This window comes from Halalkalibacterium ligniniphilum (assembly GCF_000334155.1).
GTDB classification, from domain to species: domain Bacteria; phylum Bacillota; class Bacilli; order Bacillales; family Bacillaceae_D; genus Halalkalibacterium; species Halalkalibacterium ligniniphilum.
The window spans coordinates 13159-38386 of the sequence record NZ_ANNK01000123.1; the positions used below are offsets into that span (position 1 = coordinate 13159).

The 25228-nt window shown below is 41.7% G+C and carries 27 protein-coding genes and 1 pseudogene; 4 read left to right on the top strand and 24 right to left on the bottom strand.

The window, feature by feature from the left end:
• Window positions 1-20: 20 nt before the first annotated feature.
• From BLT_RS0115150 to BLT_RS0115160, 4 genes are all read right to left on the bottom strand, one after another.
• A complete protein-coding gene (locus tag BLT_RS0115150; protein ID WP_017728622.1) occupies window positions 21-353 on the bottom strand; it encodes a LapA family protein in 333 nt (110 codons plus the stop codon).
• A 301-nt stretch (window positions 354-654) separates the two neighbouring features.
• The gene (gene secF / locus BLT_RS23285) at window positions 655-1596 is read right to left on the bottom strand and encodes a protein translocase subunit SecF (protein ID WP_017728623.1); all 942 of its coding nucleotides are present in this window, start codon (window positions 1594-1596) and stop codon (window positions 655-657) included.
• Window positions 1586-2893, bottom strand: coding sequence for a protein translocase subunit SecD (gene secD, locus BLT_RS23290; protein ID WP_017728624.1), 1308 nt, complete (start codon window positions 2891-2893; stop codon window positions 1586-1588). Before secD ends, secF begins: the two co-directional genes overlap by 11 nt.
• Before the next feature lie 225 nt (window positions 2894-3118).
• Window positions 3119-3397, bottom strand: coding sequence for a post-transcriptional regulator (locus BLT_RS0115160; RefSeq protein ID WP_017728625.1), 279 nt, complete (start codon window positions 3395-3397; stop codon window positions 3119-3121).
• 97 nt (window positions 3398-3494) lie between these two features.
• Here BLT_RS0115160 and spoVB point away from each other — a divergent pair, with 97 nt between their 5' ends.
• Window positions 3495-5072 carry a stage V sporulation protein B gene (spoVB, locus tag BLT_RS0115165; RefSeq protein WP_017728626.1) on the top strand — a complete coding sequence of 526 codons (1578 nt, stop codon included), beginning with the start codon at window positions 3495-3497 and terminating at the stop codon, window positions 5070-5072.
• 46 nt (window positions 5073-5118) lie between these two features.
• Here the strand turns inward: spoVB and BLT_RS0115170 are convergent, their stop codons facing one another.
• From BLT_RS0115170 to BLT_RS22115, 4 genes are all read right to left on the bottom strand, one after another.
• Window positions 5119-5376, bottom strand: coding sequence for a hypothetical protein (locus BLT_RS0115170; protein ID WP_017728627.1), 258 nt, complete (start codon window positions 5374-5376; stop codon window positions 5119-5121).
• An 86-nt stretch (window positions 5377-5462) separates the two neighbouring features.
• A complete protein-coding gene (locus BLT_RS0115175) occupies window positions 5463-6125 on the bottom strand; it encodes a DUF421 domain-containing protein (RefSeq protein WP_017728628.1) in 663 nt (220 codons plus the stop codon).
• A gap of 105 nt (window positions 6126-6230) precedes the next feature.
• Complete coding sequence (locus BLT_RS25000) at window positions 6231-6713, bottom strand: sodium:proton antiporter (RefSeq protein ID WP_394295517.1); 483 nt, start codon at window positions 6711-6713, stop codon at window positions 6231-6233.
• Window positions 6616-7383, bottom strand: a complete 768-nt coding sequence (locus BLT_RS22115; protein WP_394295518.1) for an SLC13 family permease — start codon at window positions 7381-7383, stop codon at window positions 6616-6618. Before BLT_RS22115 ends, BLT_RS25000 begins: the two co-directional genes overlap by 98 nt.
• A 158-nt stretch (window positions 7384-7541) precedes the next feature.
• Between BLT_RS22115 and BLT_RS0115185 the strand changes: the two genes are divergently transcribed.
• The gene (locus BLT_RS0115185) at window positions 7542-7925 is read left to right on the top strand and encodes a TIGR04086 family membrane protein (protein WP_017728629.1); all 384 of its coding nucleotides are present in this window, start codon (window positions 7542-7544) and stop codon (window positions 7923-7925) included.
• Window positions 7926-8031: 106 nt separating this feature from the next.
• Here BLT_RS0115185 and yajC read toward each other — a convergent pair whose 3' ends face one another.
• From yajC to nadB, 12 genes and pseudogenes are all read right to left on the bottom strand, one after another.
• On the bottom strand, window positions 8032-8295 hold the full coding sequence (gene yajC, locus BLT_RS0115190) for a preprotein translocase subunit YajC (RefSeq protein ID WP_017728630.1): 264 nt from the start codon (window positions 8293-8295) through the stop codon (window positions 8032-8034).
• A gap of 32 nt (window positions 8296-8327) precedes the next feature.
• Window positions 8328-9467 (bottom strand): tRNA guanosine(34) transglycosylase Tgt, encoded by a 1140-nt coding sequence (tgt, locus tag BLT_RS0115195; RefSeq protein WP_017728631.1) that lies wholly within the window; start codon window positions 9465-9467, stop codon window positions 8328-8330.
• Between the two features lie 53 nt (window positions 9468-9520).
• Window positions 9521-10549, bottom strand: a complete 1029-nt coding sequence (gene queA, locus BLT_RS0115200; RefSeq protein WP_017728632.1) for a tRNA preQ1(34) S-adenosylmethionine ribosyltransferase-isomerase QueA — start codon at window positions 10547-10549, stop codon at window positions 9521-9523.
• 80 nt (window positions 10550-10629) lie between these two features.
• Window positions 10630-10848, bottom strand: coding sequence for a DUF2905 domain-containing protein (locus BLT_RS0115205; RefSeq protein WP_017728633.1), 219 nt, complete (start codon window positions 10846-10848; stop codon window positions 10630-10632).
• Window positions 10845-11846 carry a Holliday junction branch migration DNA helicase RuvB gene (ruvB, locus tag BLT_RS0115210; protein WP_017728634.1) on the bottom strand — a complete coding sequence of 334 codons (1002 nt, stop codon included), beginning with the start codon at window positions 11844-11846 and terminating at the stop codon, window positions 10845-10847. The genes BLT_RS0115205 and ruvB overlap by 4 nt, the downstream gene beginning before the upstream one ends.
• A gap of 18 nt (window positions 11847-11864) precedes the next feature.
• Window positions 11865-12479 (bottom strand): Holliday junction branch migration protein RuvA, encoded by a 615-nt coding sequence (gene ruvA / locus BLT_RS0115215; protein WP_017728635.1) that lies wholly within the window; start codon window positions 12477-12479, stop codon window positions 11865-11867.
• Window positions 12480-12862: 383 nt separating this feature from the next.
• Entirely contained in the window at window positions 12863-13435 is a 573-nt protein-coding gene (locus BLT_RS0115220) for an intercompartmental signaling factor BofC (RefSeq protein ID WP_017728636.1), read from the bottom strand.
• A 171-nt stretch (window positions 13436-13606) separates the two neighbouring features.
• Window positions 13607-14479, bottom strand: a complete 873-nt coding sequence (locus BLT_RS0115225; RefSeq protein ID WP_017728637.1) for a YhcN/YlaJ family sporulation lipoprotein — start codon at window positions 14477-14479, stop codon at window positions 13607-13609.
• Window positions 14480-15366: 887 nt separating this feature from the next.
• Window positions 15367-15537 (bottom strand): annotated as a pseudogene (gene safA / locus BLT_RS25075) (SafA/ExsA family spore coat assembly protein); the annotation flags it as partial.
• A 368-nt stretch (window positions 15538-15905) separates the two neighbouring features.
• The gene (nadA, locus tag BLT_RS0115235; protein WP_017728639.1) at window positions 15906-17009 is read right to left on the bottom strand and encodes a quinolinate synthase NadA; all 1104 of its coding nucleotides are present in this window, start codon (window positions 17007-17009) and stop codon (window positions 15906-15908) included.
• Window positions 17006-17848 (bottom strand): carboxylating nicotinate-nucleotide diphosphorylase, encoded by an 843-nt coding sequence (gene nadC, locus BLT_RS0115240; RefSeq protein ID WP_017728640.1) that lies wholly within the window; start codon window positions 17846-17848, stop codon window positions 17006-17008. Before nadC ends, nadA begins: the two co-directional genes overlap by 4 nt.
• Window positions 17845-19410, bottom strand: coding sequence for an L-aspartate oxidase (gene nadB, locus BLT_RS22125; RefSeq protein WP_017728641.1), 1566 nt, complete (start codon window positions 19408-19410; stop codon window positions 17845-17847). Before nadB ends, nadC begins: the two co-directional genes overlap by 4 nt.
• 97 nt (window positions 19411-19507) lie before the next feature.
• Here nadB and BLT_RS0115250 point away from each other — a divergent pair, with 97 nt between their 5' ends.
• On the top strand, window positions 19508-20647 hold the full coding sequence (locus BLT_RS0115250; protein WP_017728642.1) for an IscS subfamily cysteine desulfurase: 1140 nt from the start codon (window positions 19508-19510) through the stop codon (window positions 20645-20647).
• The gene (locus tag BLT_RS0115255; protein ID WP_017728643.1) at window positions 20647-21183 is read left to right on the top strand and encodes a transcription repressor NadR; all 537 of its coding nucleotides are present in this window, start codon (window positions 20647-20649) and stop codon (window positions 21181-21183) included. The genes BLT_RS0115250 and BLT_RS0115255 overlap by 1 nt, the downstream gene beginning before the upstream one ends.
• A gap of 186 nt (window positions 21184-21369) precedes the next feature.
• On the opposite strand, the gene pheA is transcribed toward BLT_RS0115255, so the two are convergent.
• The 4 genes from pheA to BLT_RS22130 form a co-directional block, all read right to left on the bottom strand.
• Entirely contained in the window at window positions 21370-22251 is an 882-nt protein-coding gene (gene pheA / locus BLT_RS0115260; RefSeq protein ID WP_017728644.1) for a prephenate dehydratase, read from the bottom strand.
• Between the two features lie 18 nt (window positions 22252-22269).
• Window positions 22270-22713, bottom strand: a complete 444-nt coding sequence (locus BLT_RS0115265) for an ACT domain-containing protein (protein ID WP_017728645.1) — start codon at window positions 22711-22713, stop codon at window positions 22270-22272.
• Between the two features lie 219 nt (window positions 22714-22932).
• Window positions 22933-24216 (bottom strand): GTPase ObgE, encoded by a 1284-nt coding sequence (obgE, locus tag BLT_RS0115270; RefSeq protein WP_017728646.1) that lies wholly within the window; start codon window positions 24214-24216, stop codon window positions 22933-22935.
• A gap of 9 nt (window positions 24217-24225) precedes the next feature.
• The gene (locus tag BLT_RS22130; protein ID WP_017728647.1) at window positions 24226-24762 is read right to left on the bottom strand and encodes a Spo0B C-terminal domain-containing protein; all 537 of its coding nucleotides are present in this window, start codon (window positions 24760-24762) and stop codon (window positions 24226-24228) included.
• Between the last annotated feature and the right edge of the window lie 466 nt (window positions 24763-25228).

The following is a 25228-nucleotide window of genomic DNA, read 5'->3' on the forward strand; positions in this document are numbered from 1 at the left end:
AAGGGGTGACAATCTTGATTTTACTCCGCGTTTTCAACTTTAGAATGTTTTTCAGACAATGTTTCAGCATCTCCCTTTTGCTTTTCGTTTCCTTCATAAGGCAGATTTTTAGACAGTTCTTTTCCTGCCTTTAAGCGGCGAATTTCTGCTTGAAGCTTATAAATTCGAACCATGCCAAGACCTCCAGCAAAAATACTTCCCATTAAAACCGAGCCTAATATAACAAGAATTAGTGGCCATTCTGCTGTACCAGCTAAGTAGTTCACTTGCACAGCATCTACATTAATCACAGCAAAAATTGCAATTAAAATCGCAGCAACCAGCCCTAAGATTAGTCCCCATTGTCCCCTCATTGCTTTCTCATCCTCCAGTTTACTCGAGTGCATACACCTAGACGAGCATAACTTTATGTTTCTACTTACCATTTTGTTTACTATAAGCGTTTCTACAGTTCTTTATTCATACCAATACCCAGTAATACATGAACAAAAACATGAACAACAGATCACGTCTCTAAATCTCTATTTCTCAAACTTCGACATAAAAAAACAAAATTCCTTCTAGCTCTCTCATTCTGTCAAAAAAACTGCACCTCCAATTGTTCATTATGTCCAACAATTAGGGTGCAGTTCAAACAAGCCACGGTCTTGTTTTTTATGGGCCAAGCTCTTCTTCAGGCTGTGAAGGTCTGCTAGAAAATTTCTTTTTTTCAAGCTGCTTGGCCTTCCAAACAACCCAGAGCTGGGCTGCAAGAAACATGGAAGAATAGGTTCCTGCAACAAGTCCGACAAGTAATGCAAAAGCAAAGGAGCGAATGGCTTCCCCGCCAAAGACACAGATCGCTGCTGCCGCAAACAAAACAGTTAATACCGTGTTTATTGAGCGAGCAAGCGTTTGAACAAGACTTTTATTAACAATCTTCGCCAAGTCATCAAAGCCTTTTACTCTTTTCGCATACTTTAAATTCTCACGGATACGGTCAAAGGTTACAATCGTGTCATTGATCGAATAACCTACGACCGTCAAAACCGCAGCAATGAACGGAACGTTCACTTCAATTTGCAACAAACTAAAGACGGCGATAATAAAAAATGCATCATGGAGCAAAGCTACAATGGCTGCAACCCCATATAGAAATTCAAATCGAAACGACACATAAATACAAATCCCCAAGGACGCAATTAACACGGAGATTATCGCATTTCGAGCAAGCTCCTGTCCAACCGTAGGGGAGACGGTACTAATATTTGGCTCTGACCCATATTTTTCCGAGAAATAGGTTTGAATTTCAGCCACTTCATCTGCGTTTAATACCCCGATAAACCGTGCATACGCTAATTCATTTGAGTCCCCTGCTAGTGTAATATCATCAGGCTCATATCCTGATCCAATCGCTGCAAAATCGTCTGCAATTTGCTCGGCTGTTAACGAGTTTGGACTCATTACCTCAACTCGTGAACCACTTTCAAAATCAATACCTAAGTTTAAACCAAGCGTAAGAAGACAAATCACACCGAGAATAAAGGAGACCCCTGAGAAGACGAAAAACTTTTTTCGATGCTTGACAAAATCAATGTCTCGATTTTTAAAGTTCACTAATCTCACGCTCCTTTACACCGAATAAACGAGGTTTTTTGTTCAGGACCCGACTATTCACCCATAGTCCTAATAATAAGCGTGAGCCATAGACCGCTGTAATAAAACTAACTAATATACTAACGATTAACATCACAGCAAACCCTTGAACAGAGCTTGTCCCGAAATAAAAAAGTACAGCAGCAGCAAGAATCGTCGTAATGTTTGCATCAAAAATCGTTGTCAAAGAGCGGCGACTTCCCGATTTAAAGGAGGACATAATTGACTTACCTGAGCGAATCTCCTCTTTTATCCGTTCATAGGTTAAGATATTCGCATCAACCGCCATCCCGACACCAAGGATTAATGCTGCTACACCTGGTAAGGTAAGAACTGCTCCCATCCAGTTAAACACTAAGAGCACTAAGTAGATATATACGCTTAATGTAATAACTGCAATCATTCCCATAAAACGATAATAAAAGATCATGTAAACAAAAATTAACGCGACTCCAATAAAACCTGCGTACACTGTCTTTTGAAATGCTTGCTCTCCAAGTGAGGCCCCGACAGAGTTCGAAAACACCTCTTCTAACTCAACTGGAAGAGAGCCTGCATTTAAAACATCTGCAATAAAGCGTGTCTCTTCAACTGTAAACCCACCGCCGCGGCTCTCGATCATAACATCTCTCGTATTTAGCGTCTGGGTAACAGATGCTGCAGAAATGTATTTTGGATCTGGTTTCAATGCTTCTTCAGCAAAAGAGTCGACACCCTCTTCAAAGTCTAACCATATGACAAGGAGGTTTTCTCCTGCTGGGCGTTGCGAAATTTCACGAGTTACTTCTCCAAACAGGCTTGGATCCCGGAGTGTTAACGTAACAATTGGCTCATTCGTCTCACCAAAGGATGCACTCGCTCCATTTTCTTGCAAATCACTACCATCTAGCAGCACTTCGTCGTTTACATCTCGTATTGTTAGGTTCGCTTCGGTTGAGAGAAGTTCTCTGGCAGCTTGCTGATCGTCAATTCCCGCTAGCTGAACACGAATCCGATTTTCTCCCTCTATTTGAATATTTGGTTCAGAAACCCCTAACACGTTCACACGTTGGTTCAGTGAACCGACCGTTGCCCTTAACATATCCTCATTTATGACGTCGCCTTCCTTCGCTTGAACTTCATAGAGAATTTCAAATCCACCTTGAAGGTCGAGTCCTAGCTTAATCTCTCTCGTAATTCCCATAACCGTTTGGCTTATCAAAACAGCTAAAAGAATAACAATTAGAAAAAAAGCAAAAATCCGGCTCTTTTTCACCATGTTACGTTTTGCCTCCTTCTCTTCCCCTGTAGGCCTGCCTTTTTTGATTAAGATAAGCGCCTAAACATTGCTCTTCCTTAATGACTTAAGACGAAGCCCTTTTCTACAATACTCCCTATTATATCCGTCATTAAAAAATCCTGTCAATTTACCACGAAACCATCCGAAAATTCCAATATGAAATATGCTTATAGCATGTAACGTGCTAAATGAAAGAGACGTTTTTCATTTTGCCTCTAATTCTTTGAACCAATCCTCTGGCTCCTTGTATGCATTCATCGTTAGCCATGTCATGTAAAACTGAGGAGATAACGTAAGAATCACATTGACAAATTCATATAACGGTATGAATTCCTTTTTTTTTCGTAGCTTGTATTGTACACAATCCCACACCTCTTGCTCCGTTGCCCGTTCATAGCCAAGAAAATGGAACTCGTCTAGCTTGTTTAAAACAGCTGGACGAACCTGTTCACGCCACACCTCAAATTGTTGTTTTTCACTCATCCATTACACCTCACTAACTTGTCATGCTTGACCCATTACTAAGCATATAAATAATATTGGTAAATTTCCATCATTTTTTAAAAGGCAGGGGCTGCTCATGTCAAAACAGACGTTCTTGAAAGGGACTTTTATTCTCATCATAGCAGGATTAGTGACAAGATTTCTCGGTTTTGTGAACAAAATCGTTGTGGCACGAATTATGGGCGCTGAAGGTGTTGGTTTATACGCAATGGCTGTGCCAACACTCCTTTTAGTCATTACGATTACTCAGCTCGGCCTCCCTGTTGCAATCTCAAAGCTTGTGGCAGAGGCCGGTGCCAGTGGTAACAAACGTCGAATTAAACAAATCCTCGTCGTGTCCTTATTTCTGACAAGTATTTTAAGCGTCATCTTTACATTTGGAATGGTCACCTTTGCCCCCGTCATTGCATCTACTTTTTTGACCGACGCGCGTGCTTATTGGCCTCTTATTGCCATTGCTCCAATCGTTCCAATTGTTGCCCTCTCCTCAGTGATGCGGGGATACTTTCAAGGCTTGCAAAATATGAAGCCGACAGCCTATTCCCAAGTGATTGAACAGCTCGTCCGAATTACGTTAGTCGCTGTTTTCACAAGCGCATTTTTACCAATGGGTGTAGAATACGCAGCAGCTGGCGCCATGATTTCTGTCGTGTTTGGAGAACTAGCCTCCTTACTGTATATGATTTTTATGTTCAAAGGCCATAAACAGTTTCGTATTCGACGTGCTTTTTTTCAGCAACTGCGGGAAGGCAAGCAAACGTTTCGCGACTTAATGAGCATTGCTCTACCAACAACAGGGAGTCGCCTTGTCGGTTCGATTTCGTTTTTCTTTGAACCGATCGTTGTCGCTCAAAGCTTGGCTTTAGCTGGGGTTACAACCGTAATTGCAACACAGCAATATGGGGAGCTTGCCGGCTTTGTTATTCCCCTTTTAATGCTCCCTACCTTTATTACCTATTCATTATCCGTATCTCTCGTTCCTGCCATTAGTGAAGCCGCGGCCCAGAAACGTTTTTCTTTAATTCATCACCGTCTCGGTCAAGCTCTTCGACTCGCTATGATCTCAGGAGGGATCTCCATTGTCATCCTTTATGTCTATGCAGAGCCTATCATGCAATTAATGTACAATGCGCCTTCAGTTGCAGCCTATGTAAAAGCCATGGCACCATTTACTATCTTTCTTTATTTTCAAGGTCCCCTTCAGGCAGCCCTTCAAGCCTTAAACTTAGCCAAAGCCGCCATGATGAACAGCCTTGTTGGTGCCATCGTTAAAATCGCTGCTATCTTTGCTCTCACTACCAGACCAGAGCTTGGCATTATGGGGACAGCACTTGCGATTGCTATTGGCTTTATTTTAGTTACGATGCTCCACTTTGCTTCTGTTGTAAAAACAATTAGCTTTTCTATAAATATGAGGCTAACATTAAAAGTCATTTTGCTCTTACTCGTTACCACATGTGTTAGCACTTTGCTCTTTGAACACGCTTTTCTCCACCAATCTTTATTTTCAAAAACACTTTCTTCCATTGGCATATCAGGGGCTGTATACAGCTTCCTTGCCCTCACACTTGGTCTGATAAAAAAAGAAGAGGTCAACCGCGTTCCTTACATTGGACGATGGCTTAGTCTGATGGTTCCTAGTGTTAAAGGATAATGAGAAATGCCCTTCACAAAATGGAAGGGCTTGCTTTCTAATTTTATTAAATCCAAAATAACGATGCTCCTAGCGCAAATCCACCAATGGCAGCTAAAGCGATTGGAAAAAAGGGACGGTAATAAGGGTAAAAGCCATAACCATAGCTAAAACCGCCATAGCCTCGACCTGGATGTACCGGATCAAGGTAGACGTATTGATGATCAACATTCATAATGCGACCCACATGGCGTCGACCACTCTTTTCTACAATGGTAACTAGCTCACCTTTATACTGGCAACACATCTTGTAATAGTCAGTCACGACAAAGCCTCCTCATGTTTCGACGTTCATGAGTAGCTTATGACTAACTGTCCAATCGAGCATCCACACTTGCCTTTGTCAAAGGCCTATTTCTCATCTTTTAAATCTACAAAAAAAGAATTATCATCATAAACAGCACAATAAGAAATTTTTTTAATTTCCCGATAGCCAAGCTTCCGAAGCTCCTGTCTAAGCCACAAAGAAGTTTTATTTAGCTTCTCCAGATGATCCTCTTGAATTTTCCCATCTAAAATCAGCGGAAGCGGCATCATTGATTCATTTTGTTTCTGATCTTTTTCTTGCTTTTTTTCAATGACCGATAGCTTCCCCGATGGTTCGAGGATCGCGAACTCTACATCCGATAATCGACTGATTTGATTTTGGCGAAGCTGCAATAATAAATCATCAAAATTATAGCGCTGCTTCCTCATTTCTTCTTCATCAATTTTTCCTTGATTAATCAGCACAGATGGTTCACCATCAATGATATTTCGTAATTTTTCACTTTTTAAAGAAAGAAACGCAAAAATGATTTGAATGATCGAAAGGACGACAATTGGAATAATCGACCGAAGCATCGGTTCATCGCTATTTTCAATCGAGACGACAGCTAATTCAGCGATCATAATCGAAACGACAAAATCCAAGATCGAAAGTTGACCGATCTCCCGTTTCCCCATAAACCGCAGCACAAAAAGAATAATAAAATAAATAAAAATTGTCCTGAGTAGAATCGTTGTGTAGTCCATCGTCTCCCCCCCTTTGTCTCGATTCATTGCGGTGTTGCCTTTAGTGTAACCGGACAAAAGAGAATCATTAGATGTAGCATTTGGAAGCAGCAGATGATAAGCCATTTAATAAAAAATCAAATAGCGAAAATATAAATAAAACGTGGAAATAAAAAAGGATACGAGCGCAACAGGTGTTCCAACCTTTAAAAATTCCATGAAGCTAAAGGACTGCCTTGCTTTTACAGCCAATCCTGCGACTATGACATTTGCCGAGGAACCGATAACCGTTGCATTCCCACCTAAGCATGCTCCAAGGGCAAGAGCCCACCAAAGCGGTTCAATGTTTGTCATACCATACGTTTGAAACTCTAATATGACAGGAATCATTGCCGCTACAAAGGGAATATTATCTAAAAAGCCTGATAGAAATCCTGAGCCCCATAAAATATACAAAGTCGTTTTTGGCAAATCACCTTCTGTATAATAAATGATCGATTTGGCCATTTCATCAATCAACCCAACTTCCTTCAACCCGCCTACAAGCATAAATAGACCGATAAAGAAAAACAAGGTAACCCACTCCACCGACCTGAATACTTCCTCCATATTTTGTTCCTTGTGAGTAAGTACCATCAAAAGAAGTGCTCCTTAAAGCCCTTTGATGCTCCTTTGTGACGATAAGCTGTTGCCGATAATAAAAAGCTAACCCACTTATCACAACAACAAAGATAATAAAAACAACTGGCCCAAGATGAAGAAGAAAATCATTAAAGGTTAAATCACCTACAGCCTGGCCAATCATTAAATTAGGAGGATCACCAATTAAGGTTGCCGTTCCCCCAATGTTTGCAGCAAGGACAATAGAGATTAAAAATGGAACTGCATTTAGGTTTAGGAGATTTGTTAAGGTGATAATAATAGGAACGATTAAGAGCACGACTGTCACATTATTTAAAAAAGCAGATCCCACCGCTGTGAGATTTGCAACAACTATCAACAATGGCAAAGGTCGTCCACTGACTTTTTTTGCAAGAGCTATAGCCAGACATTCAAAAAAGCCACTTTGGCTCGTGATTGACACAATAATCATCATTGACAGAAGGAGGGTAATCGTATGCCAATCAATATGATGTAAAAACATTGTATCTAGAGAATAAACACCAAACAAAAGCATCAACACTCCACCAAAACAGGCGACGACCGCTCGATTCCATTTTTCTATCATAATAAAAAAATAACAAAGGATAAAAATCATTAAGGTAAAAGTTACCTCCATAACTGATTGCCCCTCCGCTCCCTCTCTTTCTAACATCCTATGATATGCATGTAGGAAACATGTCCGCAGCTTCACTGTGCCGAATCGCTGCTTCTAAAGATGAACAAGCCTGAATAAGCTATTTATAAATGAAAGCTCATAAAAGGAGGAGAGGACTGTTGGCATTACGAGGGATTGTTCCTGCAGTTTTTATGGGGGTTATTACGATTTTAGTGATTGCCGTTACCTTTAGTTTTCTATCATCACTACTTTTAGCATTTACGTCACTGCACGAAGGCTCATTGAATTGGGCAATCAATATCATTGCATTTATCGCTATGTTTATGGGCGGGGCTGTTTCTGGAGCAAAGGCAAAGCAAAGAGGATGGATCGTAGGGGCCTTAACGGCACTTGTATTTACATTTCTCACGATTCTCGTTCAATTTTTAGGCTATGATCGTAGTTTTACAATACAGCAATATGGTTTCCATGCTGGATATTTGCTTACAGCTATAATAGGAGGCATGATCGGCGTAAACCTCTCCAGTCATAGACAGTCTTAAAGAGTCTATAAATGAAGCGCTACAGCACCCAATAAACAGGACGAATCAATCTCGCCTCATGATCAAAGAAAACGCAGGCTTGCTGCGTTTTCTTTATGTACAAATATCAGTCTGGGTTAACCACTTCGCGAACGGCTGCACGATCAAATGTAAGCTTACGGTTATCATTTACTAAAAGAATAATCGTATCTTCATCTACCGCATCAATCGTTCCATGTAGGCCGCCAATCGTTACGATTTTATCGCCGCGCTGCAAATTATCATGCATCTCGCGGATTTTCTTTTGCCGCTTCTGTTGTGGACGAATGAGCAAAAAGTAAAAAATCGCAAACATTAAGATTAACGGAAACAACGTCATTAATGTATCCATTTTTCCCCTCCTTTCCAAGACGACAGCTTCAGTTAGAAGTTTTTAGCGTTCGGCTTATTAAATCCGTATTGCTCAAAAAACTCCTCTCTAAAGTCCAGCAAACGATCATCTAAAATCGCTTGTCTAACTTGCTCCATTAATTTTAACAAGAAATGCAGATTATGATAAGTAGTTAGACGAAATCCGAACGTTTCTTCACACTTTACTAGATGTCGAATATAAGCTCTCGTGTAATTTTGACATACATGGCAATCACAGTTTTCATCTAGTGGACGGAAATCTCGCGCATATTTTGCATTTCGAACAACAAGGCGACCAGTGCTTGTCATGCATGTCCCGTTTCTTGCAATACGAGTTGGCAAGACGCAGTCAAACATATCGATTCCGCGAATCGCACCGTCAATTAAGGAGTCAGGTGATCCTACCCCCATCAAATAGCGGGGCTTATTCGCTGGAAGCAAAGGTGTCGTAAATTCGAGCACACGATTCATGATCTCCTTTGGCTCCCCAACGGATAGTCCGCCCACTGCATAGCCAGGAAAATCAAGGGAAACAAGGTCTTCCGCACTTTGTTTGCGCAGCTCTTCATATTCCCCACCCTGAATAATCCCAAAGAGCGCTTGATCTTTTGGACGCTGATGGGCCTCTATACAACGCTCTGCCCACCTGCTTGTCCGTTCCACTGATTGCTTCATATAATCATATTCTGCTGGAAATGGTGGACATTCATCAAAAGCCATCATAATATCTGAGCCTAATGCGTTCTGTATCTCCATGGCTCCTTCAGGACTTAAAAATAGTTTTTCACCGCTTAAATGATTACGGAAGTGTACCCCTTCTTCTTCGATCTTACGCAGGTCACTTAAGCTAAAGACCTGAAAACCACCTGAATCAGTCAAAATCGGCCGGTCCCAATTCATAAATGAATGAAGCCCACCTGCCTCTTTCACAATGTCATGCCCTGGTCGTAACCATAGATGGTACGTATTACTAAGGATAATTTGTGCATTCATGGCCTTTAAATCCTCAGGACTCATTGTCTTAACCGTTGCCAATGTACCGACGGGCATGAAGATAGGCGTCTCAATTGTACCATGGGGCGTATGAAGCTTTCCAAGTCGTGCTCCTGATTGCTTACATGTTTTAATAAGCTCGTATGTTACTGCAGCCATTCTTCGTTCCTCCTGCTTCTTTTTATGAGCTAGCTTAACTAGGCATTGACTACTTATTCAATGATAAGCATTGCATCTCCAAAGCTAAAAAAACGATACTCTTCCTCCACAGCGTGTTCGTATGCCCGCAAAATATTTTCTCTTCCCGCCAGAGCACTTACAAGCATGACAAGGGTTGATTTTGGCAAGTGAAAATTTGTCACCAATCCATCAATTCCCTTAAACGTATAGCCAGGGTAAATAAAAATCGATGTCCAGCCAGAAGTCTCTCGAAACTCCACATGCTCACTGGCTATTGTTTCAAGGGTGCGAGCAGACGTGGTACCAACAGCGACGATACGACCGCCTTTCTCCTTCACTTGATTTAGCAGAAAGGCCGTCTCTTTACTCATTTGATAAAATTCTGCATGCATGTCGTGATCCTCAAGCTTTTCCACATTAACAGGACGAAACGTACCAAGACCAACATGAAGCGTAATAAAAGCAACATGCACTCCTTTTTGGCGAGCAGCTTCTAATAGTGCTTCCGTAAAATGAAGTCCAGCTGTTGGTGCAGCTGCAGAGCCACGATTCTTTGCATAAACCGTTTGATATCGCTCTTGGTCCTCTAGCTGCTCTTTAATATATGGAGGTAACGGCATTTTACCTAATTGATCAAGTACTTCATAAAAAATACCATCATATTGAAATTCAAGCACACGTCCCCCATGATCGCTTTCCTCCACACAGGTAGCCACAAGCTCTCCTTCTCCAAAGCGAATCGTTGTGCCTGACTTAATTCGTTTGGCTGGCTTGACTAATGTTTCCCAACGGTCACCTTCTAATTGCTTTAGGAGGAGTATTTCCACCTTAGCTCCAGTATCTGTTTTCACACCAAATAACCGAGCTGGGAGCACGCGTGTGTCATTCAAAACAAGACAATCTCCAGGTGACAGATAGGTTAAAAGAGAGGAAAAAAAATCATCCTTTATTTCACCAGTTTGCTTATTTAAAACAAGCAAACGAGACGCCGTTCGGTCTAAGAGCGGCGTCTGAGCAATTAATTCTTCAGGTAAATAAAAATCAAAATCGTTTACATTCATTATCAGATTTCACCTTTTCTGTTCGATCCACATTTACATCGTTACAATCATACAAAAGTGAAGTGGGATTGGCAAGCTTGTTAACGAAAACGTCCGATGATAAAAAGGATAGCGGATAGGATAATACTAATAATAATCGAGGTCATTAGTGGAAAATAAAATGTTGCATTCTCCCGCTTAATCAAAATATCACCTGGAAGCTTCCCTAATGAAAGATACTTGCCGCCAATTTGCCATACCAAGCCAATGATAATAAAAAGAATGCCAATCGTAATAAAAAGCTTAGGTAAACTGCTCATCGCTCTAGAACCTCCATCTTAAAATGTTCATAAGCCATAGGCGTTACCATTCGTCCCCTCGGCGTCCGTTGCAAAAAGCCAATTTGTAGCAAATAAGGCTCATATACATCCTCAATCGTCTCTGCTTCTTCACCAATGGTCGCTGCAATCGTATCAAGGCCAACTGGTCCTCCACGGAATTTTTCAATAATCCCTTTTATTAACTTATGGTCAATATGATCTAATCCTAGTTTGTCCACCTGTAACCGTTCTAACGCATTAATTGCGAGAGCGAGGGTAATTTTACCATCGCCTTGTACTTGAGCAAAATCCCGTACACGGCGTAGCAATCGATTGGCAACCCGAGGCGTTCCTCTTGAGCGCCTTGCCATTTCGAAGGCTGCTTCTTCGTCAACTTCAGTCTGAAAAATATCCGCTGTTCGTTGAACAATTTGTGAAAGCTCCTCTACCTTGTAATATTCTAAACGTGACAGCACGCCAAAGCGATCGCGAAGAGGTGAAGAAAGCATCCCCGCTCTCGTTGTTGCTCCAACCAATGTGAAGGGCGGCAGGTCTAGACGGACGGAACGGGCGGTTGGACCTTTTCCAATCATAATATCAAGACAAAAATCCTCCATCGCTGGGTACAGCACTTCTTCCACGCTCCGGTTTAAACGGTGTATTTCATCGATAAACAAGACGTCTCCCGGTTCTAACGCAGTTAAAATCGCCGCTAAATCACCTGGGCGTTCAATTGCAGGACCTGACGTTGTTCGCATTTGAACACCCATTTCATTTGCGATGATTGCGGAAAGCGTTGTTTTTCCAAGTCCTGGAGGTCCATAAAGTAACACATGATCCAATGATTCTTCTCGCATTTTTGCCGCCCTAATAAATATTTCTAGGTTCTGCTTTACCTTTTCTTGGCCGATATATTGACGTAAATCAATTGGACGAATCCCACTTTCAATTGATTCTTCTTGATCCAGCGCTTCTGCGGATATCATCCGCTCCTCCATTTCTGTTCCTCCTTTCCCTTACCGTTTTAGCATAAGCTGCAATGCCCTTTTTATATATGCATCCGTCGATAGTGTCTCTTTTTCTAGCTCTGGTCGAAGCTTTTTCAACTCTTTGTCAACATAACCAAGGGCACGTAGCGCTTCAAACGCTTCTTCAAGTTCATCATTCTTGCCTTTTGTTTTTTCATTACCCTTTCCACTCATATTAGGTTTGGTAAATAATGTCGGCATGAACACATCGAGCTTTCCTTTGAGATCAAGAATGATTTGACGTGCTGTTTTTTTTCCTACCCCGGGAAATTTAACAAGATACGTCTCATCTTCTTCTTCAATGGCTGCGATAACATGCTCAGGCTGCCCAGATGCTAAAATGGCAAGTGCACCCTTTGGACCAATACCCGAAACATTTAAAAGCTTCTCAAAAAGAGCCCGCTCTTCCTTTGTTCGAAAGCCAAACAGACGAATCATATCTTCCCGTACATGTTGATACGTATAAATTTTAATGAGTTGCTCCCGTTCTTTTTCAAAAATATAAGGGTTCGGGCAATGTAATTGGTAGCCCACACCTTGAACGTCAAGTACAATATATTGTGTCTCGATGTCTGTTAACATTCCCTGTATGTAATCGATCACCGTTAGAAACTTCCTCTCTTATACGAACATTTATTTCTATTTTAGCATAAGGGGCTACGAACGTCATGACGATTTCACCTCCATATGTGGAACTTTATCTAAATTAAGAGAGGATGCAAGCTATGCCTTCGCTATCCATATTAATGAAATCGATGAATTGTCTCTTTTTTAAAGAAGAGACAGGGACATAACGAACGTGTATGATTGAACATGCGAACAATGCACAACTTTAGCGGAGGAAATATACTCCTGCGGGATCAAAGGCAAGGGCTCACCAGCCGGCCGCGGAAAGCGAAGGATATTTCCGAAGCGAAGGCTATGCAGCAACGATCATGACGTTCGGATTTCTCATCAATTTGTCCCAGCCTCTTTTATCCTTTTTTTTAGAGTTCGCTTGCTTTGTACTCATCATACACCTTTAAAACCGCTTCGTAATGCTGCAAAGACTTCACTGGAATACCCTGCTTCAATTTTGTATGCTCTTGACTTCTTAACTTCTCTGTATCTAATTGGAAAAAGGATTGAATGACGTTTTCTTCATTTGGAAGGCCTTCGTAAATTCTTAGTATGCCCTCATCTGAAACACCGAAATAGCCCTTTGCTTTTAATAAAGGAGAAATGTCCTTTACATGCTTTCGAAACACCATTTGATCATTTTCTTGTTTGATCAAGGTCCAATCTTCGTAATCAGCCCAAAAATCCTCCATCGCCCAAATCGTTTCAACGATCTGTTCTTCACTTTTTTCCCCATCCAAATAAACTTTTTCTAAAATGACCGTCATTGTTTTTGGTGCCATCACTTCAAATACTTCAGGTTCTGCATGAAACGGTGTCTCTTGCTTTACATTCGGCTCATTGAAAGGGTATGTATAGACAACCGTCAAGCAACCAATAAAAAATAAAAAGCATACTAGTAAATATCGATGTAATTTGGTGAATCGCTGTATCGTTTTCACCCTGTCACCACCATTATTTATTCTACATTCATCTAATTTATCAACAAAATATTCCACCTTGACATGAGTGTATCCAAGCTTAAAAGTTTTATTCCATATCACATAATTGTCCATATGTTTCTTTTATAAATCAAAAAAAGCCAGAGGAGTGTTTACCCTCCGGCTTTACATTTATTGTGCCCGTTCGAACGGTCGCTGAACAGCTCGGCCAATGTCATTTAACATATCAGTAAAAACATCCTCAACCTCTTCAAAGGCTGCGCCTTCTTGAAGCTCATCATCGATTGTGCGAATTTGACCATAAATATCAGCATCCGTCACAACATGAACATTTTTGCCTTTTGCCATTTTCTTTACTTCACGAGAAACTTGACGCTCAACTTTATCTACATCCCCTGTTGCTTCAACACCAACGACAACATCATTATTATGAATGATGACGCGGGAATCTTTCACATTATCGAGCTTTTCTACTCGATTTGCAATTTTTTGTGCAGCTTGACCATCATTTTTTTTGTAGTGAGCTGACTGGCTTTGCATTTTACTTTGTTTTTGTTGATTGCGCATTCCTTCCCCTTGATATCTTTGCTTCTTCAAGGATTGTCGAGTCATTGAACGATCATTGCTTAATGGATTGATTCGGTCTTGGCGATCTCGACGATTAACAACCCCGTTATCGTCCACCATGCCTGGTCGGTCATCACCAGTAATACCTGAGCGATCAATATCGGCAGCCCGTTGCTGGGTTCGATATCCATCCCCCATTGTTCCAAACCCATCTCTTTGGTTACGGTCAAAAAGACCATCCATTCTACTTCGCATTCCTCGATTCATGGATGTATAGCCACGATCATCACGTGTCATCATATCCGTTACAGGCCCTTGGCCGCGATAGCGTGTTTCTCCATTTTCGCGACCCATATCCTCAGATTCAAGCGCTGTTGTTCCCATATTATTATCTTGGTTCTGGTTATCAGTTCCACACGCTGTTAGACTGCCCATAATCATGGCCGCAGCCGTTAATGTCATTGCAAATTTTTTCATCTTTTTTTGAAAGCCCCCTTTCACCTTTTATATTGGCTTGAGGAGGCTTCGTTTAGTCTGTTAGTTACTGGTGTTAATGGTGTCACTGTTTTCTCCCTGATCAATAGAGCTTTACAAGTGCATAAAAAAGTAGCAGCTGTTCAATTTTAGAACAGCTGCTACTTTTTTTAATCTTCATATTCGTCTTCCTCATTGTATTGATTAGGTTGTTCATAGTCATCATAATCACGAGATGGCATCATATACCCACTTTGTCCGTGCATCATCGGCTGAGCGCTGTAACCGCCTGGCATTTGGTACTGTGGCATTTGACCATGTTCAGGCATATAAGATGGGGCTGCATAGCCCATTTGCTGAGAAGGCATCATCATGCTTTGCCCGTCATACCCAGAAGGCATGCCTATGTTCGGATCTGTCATTCCCATTTCTTGCTGCCCATACGGTTCAGCCTGCATCGGATAGCTAGTTGGCATCATTAGATAATGAGGTAATGGCTGATGGTACATCCCATATGGAATCGTAAAAGGTGATCCACATGAGGCACAGCCTGGCATGAGTGGAGTGATTGGTTGGAGACAATAGTCAGGCATTGGCATCATGTGTATTGGCGCCACCGGTTGAGGAATTGGTGCAGGTGGCTTTGGTGCGATTGGTTTTGGCATTTCCTTTGCTAGAGGCATTTCTTTTTTTGGTGCTTCTTTAGGTGGTTTTGGAATAGAAGGCAAAGGCTGCGGTTGATAAAAATTAAAATCCATCTTTGTCTCGTATAAATGCTGCTCTGGGGTCATTGGTTTCGGATGTGACGGCTTTGCTTGTGGCATCATCATTGGTTGTGGCATAGGAGCAGGAGAAGGAATAGGCATCTCCTTTACCTGTGCTTTTGCTGCTTCTTTTTTGACTGGGACACTTCCTGAAGGGATCTTAATTTTCATCCCAGGCATGATCATGTCTGGATTTGATAGCTGGGTGTTCGCTGCTTTTAATTGTTCGAAGTTAACTTTGTATTTATTTGCAAGCTTCCACAGTGTATCCCCTTTTTGTACAATATGAATTTTCACGTTTGAAACTCCCTCCTCATACAATTCTTTTTCATCCTATGCAAAGCTGGGCATTCCGACACTATTTCTTTTCAACAAATAACGATTTTTTAATTACAAGTGAATCTAAGTTCTCAGCAAAATGTATGCGAAAAAAAACACGAATATGCTTCCCCCGTGAATCCTCCTATTTTTTCACACAAAAACCTTCATGAGCGGCTCGCTCTTCCCACTTGGATGGAAACGAGTCCGTCAAGTAACGCTGAGCAACCTTTCAATGAAGGCGTGCGAGCGGAAGGGCGTCATCGTTTTATCAACTTGCACTGAAGCTCCATCCCCTTTTCCACACAAAAAAAGCTAAGGAGAACACACTCCAAAGCTTTTTTGGCTTAAGCTCTTTCTAACATCCGATTAAGTGCAAGCAAGGCATAGGTAGCTGTTTCTTTCTTTACACAAATTGGATGATGAAGGACACCTGCTTCTAACTGCTCCAAAGACCAGCACAAATGATCAAGATCAATTCGATTCATCGTTAAGCATGGGCACATTGTAGGGTTTAATGACACAATTTCCTTATCAGAATGCTCTTTCGCTAGACGATTAACAAGATTCATTTCGGTTCCCACGGCCCATTTTGAACCTGAATCTGCTTTCTTTAATGTTTCAATAATAAAATGTGTCGACCCATTGTAATCTGCTTGCTGTACCACTTCATGCGTACATTCTGGGTGTACTATGATCTTGGTTTCTGGGGACGTTTGTCTAAATTCTTTGATTTGCTCTACGGTAAATTTTTCATGGACTGAGCAATGCCCCTTCCACAAAATTACTTTTATCTTATCCATTGGTGTTTCGGTTTCTAATTCCTCTTTGATTGGATCCCAAATGGCCATTTCCTTCAAAGATACGCCAAGATCATAAGCCGTATTTCTACCTAGATGCTGGTCTGGCAAGAACAAAATACGTTGCTTTTCTTTTAGCGCCCACTCGACCATTTTTTTCGCATTTGAAGAGGTGACAGTCGCCCCGCCATTCAACCCGCAAAACGCTTTGATTTCTGCCGTACTGTTCACATAGGTTAGCGGGATAATTGTATCACCGAATTGTTGTTGTAAGGCGTTCCACGCCCTTTCTGTTTGCGCCGCCGTTGCCATGTCTGCCATTGAACAGCCTGCACGTAAATCTGGTAATATTACTTTCTGACTTGGTGTCGATAAAATGTCTGCTGTTTCTGCCATAAAGTGAACCCCACAAAACAGGATAAATTCTGCGTTTTTCGTTGCTGCGGCTTCTTGTGCTAGCTGAAGAGAATCTCCTGTTATATCGGCAAATTGAATGACTTCATCTCGTTGATAATGATGACCTAATATAAGCAGGCGTGAGCCAAGTGCTTGTTTAATGGCTCGAATACGCGCTTCTTTTTCACCGATGCTCATGGTTCGATAGTGATCAGGTAGTGTCTTTTTTGCTTGGAAGGCAGTAAGCAAGCTCATTGTATATCTCCTCTCACCTTTAAACTTAAATCCAATACAGTGGTTGAATGAGTAATAAAACCAAGGGAAATATAGTCTACGCCACAGCCTCGATACGATGGGAGAGATTCAAGATTAATTCCACCAGATGCTTCTGTTGTTACAGATGAAGGAACAAGTGCTTGCAGGGAATGAACAAGCTCTGGTGAACAGTTATCAAACATGATCGCATGAACCTTCGCTTCAACCGCTTCCAAGACTTCTTCCTTTGAGGTTGTTTCAACTTGAATTGTAACCATGTGACCAAGCTCTTTTTTTACCATCTTTACCGCTTTTGTGATACTTCCAGCTGACATAATGTGATTATCTTTGATGAGAACCGCATCGCTTAAACTGTACCGATGATTGTAGCCGCCCCCACAGCGAACGGCATATTTCTCAAGCATCCTAAGCCCTGGCGTTGTTTTTCTCGTATCACAAATACGAATCGTATCATCATTCAATGTTTGAATCGCCTGATCTGTCATCGTCGCGATACCGCTTAACCGCTGGAGAAGATTTAACAAAACTCTTTCCCCGAATAAAATACTTCGTACAGAACCTTGAATTCGAGCGATTTTATTCCCTTTTTCAACGAATTGTCCATCCTGAACAAGACCATCCACCAATACATTCCTATCTATAATCTCAAACCCAAGCCGAAGCAATCCCATTCCCGCGATTTTTCCTGAACCTTTTGCAACGATTTCTGCCGTACACTGCTCCTCTGGGTGAAAAATTGCTTCTGTTGTTACATCCCCATGCTCAGCGTCTTCGATTAAAAATGCTTGTAGCATCTGCTTTATTTTTACTTCATTCATTTTTGTACCTCCTCTTTTGGTTTTATTTGATTTCGTTGTTCCATGAACGCCCCTCTAGAGAATGACCATTGAACGATTTTTTGCCTCCACTCACTTACTTGTTGAGGGATATCCGAGCGATAGTGCCCGCCTCTGCTTTCTCTCCGTAATAAGGCAGAGCGTGTCATAAGTGATGCGATAAGAACAAGATTGGACCGTTCAAATTCGTCTTGCGTCTTACTATGTATGGATAATCGGGACAATGATAGATATGGCTGTAGCCATCGCTCCATTTCTGTTAACGATTTTTCTGACCGTACGATGCCAACCAATGAGCTCATCTTTTTTTGCAACACCTTGCGTGTTGGCAGCTCGACTTCATTTGGCAAATTTACATCCTGTTCAGTTAAAGAATTTGCTGCTGGCAAGTCATTTCTCGTAAGAAGATCAAAAGAAAGCCGTTCGGCAAACACAAGCCCTTCCAGAAGCGAATTACTAGCCAAACGATTTGCACCATGAACCCCAGTACATGCTACCTCTCCAATTGCGTAAAGACGCGGAAGTGTTGTGCGCCCATTCTCGTTCGTCACTATTCCTCCACTGATAAAATGGGCACCTGGGGCTATCGGGATTTGACCATCCCATGTTGGAAGATAGCGCTCACATCGTGCTGAAATCGTTGGAAACCGTTTTTCAAAATGAGGAATGTTTGATACATCTAAAAAGACTTGTTTCCCGTTCTCATATGCAAAAAATACGGCACGACTCACTTCATCTCGAGGCGCTAAATCTTTTAAAGGATGATACCCCAAAACAGGATCGCCCTCGTTTGTCAAAAGACGAGCTCCCTCGCCGCGAACAGCCTCTGAAATAAGCCCTAACGCTTTTCCTGTTTCATCAATGAAAACAGTCGGATGAAATTGGACAAACTCTAAATCAGCCAATGTCGCTCCAGCTCGAAAAGCGATTGCTATTCCGTCTCCTGTGGCCTCAAGTACATTTGACGTCACTTCAAAAAGTTGGCCACATCCGCCTGTGGCTAGGACGGTGTAGGGTGCGTAGTAATTTCCTTTTGACGTTTTTACACCGATAATCTCTTCACCGTTTTTTAGAAGCTCGTAAGCAAGTGTGTTTTCAAACAGTGTCACTCGCCCCTCTAACTTCTCCCATAAAGCATCAATTAACGCTCTTCCAGTTTGATCTCCCTTTATATGCGCAATTCTCCTATACCCATGAGCTCCTTCAAGCCCAAGGGCAAGCTGGCCATTCTTTTGCCGATCAAAGGTAACTCCTAGCGCTTGCAAGCATTTAAGCATTTTCGGTGCATTTTTTACAAGAAGCTTTGTCATTTGTTCATCATTATGGTTCGCCCCTGCTAGCAATGTATCTTCCAAATGCCGCTGCCAATGGTCGTCTTCACTAATGGCAGCGGCAATCCCACCTTGTGCAAGGACAGAATTACTACATTTCACATTTGACTTTGTGATAATCATCACATGTTTATGTTTAATTAAACGAAACGCCGTCATCAAAGCGGCGATACCACTTCCAATTATGATGACCTCAGCGTCCTTTTTCATCATTTCAAACCTCTTTTCTTTACACATGTCTTGACACATATATTTACATAAAACTACACTAATGGCAAGAACTTTTTTTATGATTAAAGGAGAATGAATGATGATCTATTTAGATTACTGTGCAACAACGCCTATGTCCTCTTCCGCTCAGTCTATTTACACGACGATTGCGTCTAAATATTATGGAAATGCAAGTTCTCTACATGATCTAGGGTACGAAGCAGCAGAAATCATCACAGTTAGCAAGCAAACAATTGCTGACCGCCTAGGTCTTGATTCTACTGGGTTATACTTTACAGGATCAGCATCTGAGGCAAATTTTTTGACATTAACAAGCTTGGCTTTTGCTTACCTTGACAAAGGAAATCATCTTATTACGTCCAAGTGTGAGCATCCGTCTGTCCTATCCACCTTTACCTATTTAGAACAGCATGGATTTTCTGTCACGTATCTTCCTGTGAATAACTTTGGACAAGTGACACTTCCCACCCTCATCGATGCCATTCAGCCTAACACGACCCTTGTTTCGATTTCTCATGGTCAAAGTGAGCTTGGCACACTGCAGCCTATTGAGGAAATTGGGAGCTTCCTCTCACGTTATGGTATACTTTTTCATAGCGATTGCGTCCAAACGGTAGGAAAGCTTTCTGTACCTACAACACATCTTGCAAGCTTGACATTTTCTGCTCATAAACTGTACGGTCCAAAAGGAATCGCTGCTGCATACATATGTCCAGGTGTAAAATGGGTACCCTTTTTGCCTGGAAGTCATCATCAAAACGGTTTTCGTCACGGTACATTAGATGTACCTAGCATTGCCTCCTTTGCAGGAGCGGTAGATGAAGCCATCGCAATGAAAGAAAAACAGCTTTCACTTTATAGACAATTACAACAAACATTTTTGAATCATCTCGATACCTCTGTTATTGTTGAAGGTCACCCAACTGAGCGGCTTCCCAATCACCTTGGATTACGGATTAAAGGATTAGAAGGTCAGTATGTGCTTTTAGAAGCGAATCGAGCTGGCTTTGCCATTTCTACAGGTACAGCATGTACATCCGGCCATCAAGAAGCTCCTTCTTCTCTGTTGGCAATTGGACGTACTGTTCAAGAAGCACACGAGTTTTTCCGTGTAAGCTTTGGTCGTGACACGACGGTGAAAGCAGTTGAACAATTTACTCAGTTTCTCCATTCATTAATTGAACGTCATAAAAGCATGAGACAAAAGGTGGGAACGTAATGAAGGAAACAAAAAAAGTATTAGGTGAGGAGCGTCGCCGCCTCTTAATTCAATGGCTACAGGAAAGCGACGCACCATTAACAGGCAGTGAGCTAGCGAAGCGGACAAATGTTAGTCGACAGGTGATTGTACAAGACATGTCGATTTTAAAGGCTAAAAATCACCCTATTATGGCAACTGCTCAAGGATATGTCTATTTATCAAAACAGAAAGAGGAACGGGTAAGCCGGATCATCGCATGCAAGCATGGGGCTGAATCAATGAAGGAGGAGCTCTTACTACTCGTCGACCATGGCGTTCAAGTGAAGGATGTCTCGGTTGAGCACCCCGTCTATGGTGATTTGACTGCATCATTAATGCTAAAAAGCCGCTTGGACGTGGAACACTTTTGCAAAAAAATGGAGCAAAATAATGGAACGCTCCTTTCCGAATTAACAAACGGCGTCCACATGCATACAATTGAAGCAGATACAGAGGCACAGCTCGACAAAGCGGTTAATGCCTTAGGTAAAAAAGGATTTCTTCTTGAGATATAAATCACATTCTTAGAGAAATCCAGAAAACAAAAACCAGCATGAACGGCTCGCTCTATCCACTTGGATGGAAACGAGTCCGTCAAATAACGCTGAGCAACCTTTCAATAAAGGCGTGTGAGCGACAGGCTTCCTGCTTGATTATCCTGTAAGCTCCGTCCCCTTTTCCACAGAAAAACAGACCATTCCTTATGTAAGGGTGGTCTGTTTTTCTGTTATTTCACGATACGAAAAACAGGGATAGCTCCCAAGAAGCTCGACACCGCAGCCAAGTGCCTCTAACTCTGCTGTGACCCCAGGTATCAATACATCATCTGCTCTTTGGTCGACGTCGATAATAAAGAAATAGTTGCCCAGGCCTGTTTTCATTGGTCTCGATTCAATTTTAGAAAGGTTTAGCTTACGCCAAGCAAATGCTGATAGCACTTGATGAAGAGCTCCTGAATAATCAGAAGGAAGTGTGACCATCATCGTCGTCTTATCACCGATATAGCTTGCACCTACTTCTTCAAGCACCTGTTGTTCCTTACTTAATACAACAAAACGAGTGCGGTTATTATCATAATCGTGAATGTTTTCCTTTACAGTTAAAAGCTGATATGAGCTTGCTGCGAGGCTGTTTGCAATGGCTGCTACTTTTTGTTCTGGATGCTTCATGACCCATTCAGCAGCAGCTCCTGTTGAATTCATATACTCAATCTCAACATTTGGAAACTGACTTCGTAAAAAGTCGTGACATTGAGCAATTGCATGTGGATGAGAAATGACTTTCTCAACTCCTAACCAATCCTTTTCTTGGCTCGGGTGAACAAGAAAATGTTGGGCAATCGGTATGACAATATCACCAATAATCGGTAGTCTTTTCTTATGAATTAAATAATCTAACGTAACGTTTACGGAGCCTTCAATCGCATTTTCGACGGGAACAACGGCAAAGTCTACTTCTCCTATCGCGGCAGCATCCATACAATTAGGAATGGTTTGATAGGGAACAAGCTCTTCTTTTGCAAACAAAGAAGCAGCAGCCATTTCAGTAAATGTCCCTTTAGGTCCTAAGTAACCTATTCTCATTCTGTCAAATCCTTTCATTTACGAACCAGAACCGACTAGCTCGACTTTTTCGACCGCTTCCATCGCTTCTAGGTTTTCCACTAATTCGTCAATATCTACACTCATTGGAGCGGTGTCAATGGATAAGGTAATATTCGCACGACCTTGTAGAGGAATGGTTTGATTGATCGTTAATACGTTAGCCTCACTTTGTGCAACGGTTGCTAGTAGCATGGACAATGTTCCTGCACGGTCCTCTAAGTTTATTGACAATGTGATGATTCTCTCCTTTGTCATCGTATGAAAAGGAAAGACACCATCTTTGTATTTATAAAAAGCACTGCGGCTAAGTCCTACTGCATGAACAGCTTCATTAATTTTTTTCTTTCTCCCTGACTCAAGTAGCGCTTTCGCTTCCAATGTTTTTTGCATCGCTTCTGTTAGCATATCTTCTCGAACAAGATAAAACTTTTTACGAGTCATGTCTATCTTTCACCACCGTCATCTGAAACTCTAATCCTGCTCATATTATAGATTTGCCAAAACTTTTTGACAATAGGGACACTGTTTTATCTTAGATTAAAAGGAGAGCTAAACGAAAAAGGGGTGAACCTCCACCGAAAGTAGTTGGCACCTTACTTTTGTCATTCGTGCTAGCTACTTGACGAATGAAGGACTCAACCCTTATTAACTTCCTATACTTTATTCAATAAATTCAAATTCAAACTCAAGCAACCGAACAATATCCCCATCTTTTGCTCCTCGTTGCCGAAGAGCTTCATCCACACCCATATGACGAATTTGCCGAGAGAAACGTCGAACCGATTCCTCCCTTGAAAAGTCCGTCATCTTAAAGAGCTTTTCAATGTCTGCCCCCGAAACAACATAAGCCCCGTCTGGATCACGAGATATCTGGAACGGTGATTGCTTTTTCTCATGACGGTAGACAACGCGATCGGTTTGTTCCGTTTCTTCATACAGAGGGAATTGAGGAGTTGTTTCCACTAAATCAGCAATCGTACGTAAAAGCTCACGTAACCCCTCCCTCGTTAAAGCAGAAATTGGGAAGATCGGGTGATCCTCTGTAAGTTTTTCTTTAAAAGCAGCCAAATGATCGGCAGCATCGGGCATATCCATCTTATTGGCGACAATGATCTGCGGACGCTCCATTAACCGTAGCTGATACGCCTTTAGCTCTTCATTAATTTTTACGTAATCTTCATACGGATCACGGCCCTCTAATGCAGACATATCAATGACATGGACGATAACTCTTGTCCGCTCAATATGCCGTAAAAATTGATGACCTAATCCGACTCCTTGATGGGCCCCTTCAATCAATCCAGGTAAATCAGCAAGGACAAAACTGCGATTATCATCCGTTGCAACAACGCCTAAGTTCGGTGTAATCGTTGTAAAATGATAGTCGGCAATTTTCGGTTTCGCTGCTGACACAACGGACAATAAAGTGGATTTCCCAACACTTGGGAATCCAACAAGACCAGCATCTGCTAGCACTTTTAATTCAAGAACCACTTCTCTCTCTTGTCCTGGCTCCCCATTTTCAGCAATTTCAGGGGCTGGGTTAGCAGGAGTTGCAAAGCGTGTATTTCCTCGACCGCCACGCCCTCCCTTAGCAATGACAGCTCGCTGCCCATGCTCTGTTAAGTCGGCAATCACGTTTCCAGTTGCTTCATCAGACACAGTTGTTCCAGGTGGAACTTTGACAATCATGTCCTCTGAATTTTTACCGTGCTGGTTTTTTGGTCGTCCATGCTCACCACGATCCGCCTTAAAATGCCGCTTATAACGAAAATCCATTAGGGTGCGAAGACCTTCATCTACTTCAAAAATGACACTTCCGCCACGACCGCCGTCGCCTCCGGCAGGACCGCCGTCTGGAACATATTTTTCACGGCGATAGGCAACCATTCCATTGCCTCCATCGCCACCTTTTACATACACTTTTACTTTATCGACAAACATGCTTTCACCTCATTTTTTTTCAAGGCTAATCGAGAACACACATTCATTTTCTTTCAATTCAATTCCTGATTCCCACTTGTCCTTCACCAATTCAAGAAGCCCTCTCCTTAATCGATGAATCTCTTTTAACCCGCCTTGAAAATCAAAGGTCAAACGACATGAATTTGGAAAAAGCTGAAACGTAATTAATAGGTGGTTCTCTTGTTCAGCCATACAGTGGTTTTCAAATATAAATAATAAAGGACCAACAAATTGTTCAAGCTCTACTTCAAGTAAAGATAAATCAGTGACATCACCAATGACTTCTGTTCCTAGCTTATATGGATGACTCGACCAGTTAAATGTTAGTAATCGTGTCGAAATGGAGGGAATCCCTAAGTTCGAAAGCTTGCTTTCATTCATCAACTGCTGAATCGTCGTCTCCAATACTTCTTCTACTCTGTCATAGCGTCTTAATGCCAAATTTCCTTTTATTAACTGAATGACATTCAACCAATCATGACGACAATGACGTAGTACTTCCAGAATGTCCTTTTCTTTCGTCATCCTTCACTCCTATTTTTCCTCTCAAAATCATGTATCCATACGTTTAAGAACGTTTTACTCTCCACATGACGACAGGTATCGCCTCATACCACATGACCTATCTTACCATAAGAGACCATAGGCAGGAAATGTCCACTGAAGAAAAACACAAGCAATTCTTTCACTTATGATAAAAATCACAGGAAGCTTCCTTGAAAAAAGAGTCTACATCCTAGGACTATTTATAAAAAAACAGTCTGGTCCATTTAGTCATCATCACTATCCTACGTAAAAAAGAGGGAAGAACACATTGGCTCCTTCCCTTTTTGCAACAATGAAAATGCTGTACAAAGTTTTAGTTTTCTAAACTATTTTTCTAGTGCGACATTATGACGATTCTAAACGAAATTTCTTGACTAGTTTATTTAGACCGTTAGCTTGCTCTGATAACGTGGAGGCATCATTTGCAAGTTGATGAACTCCCTCA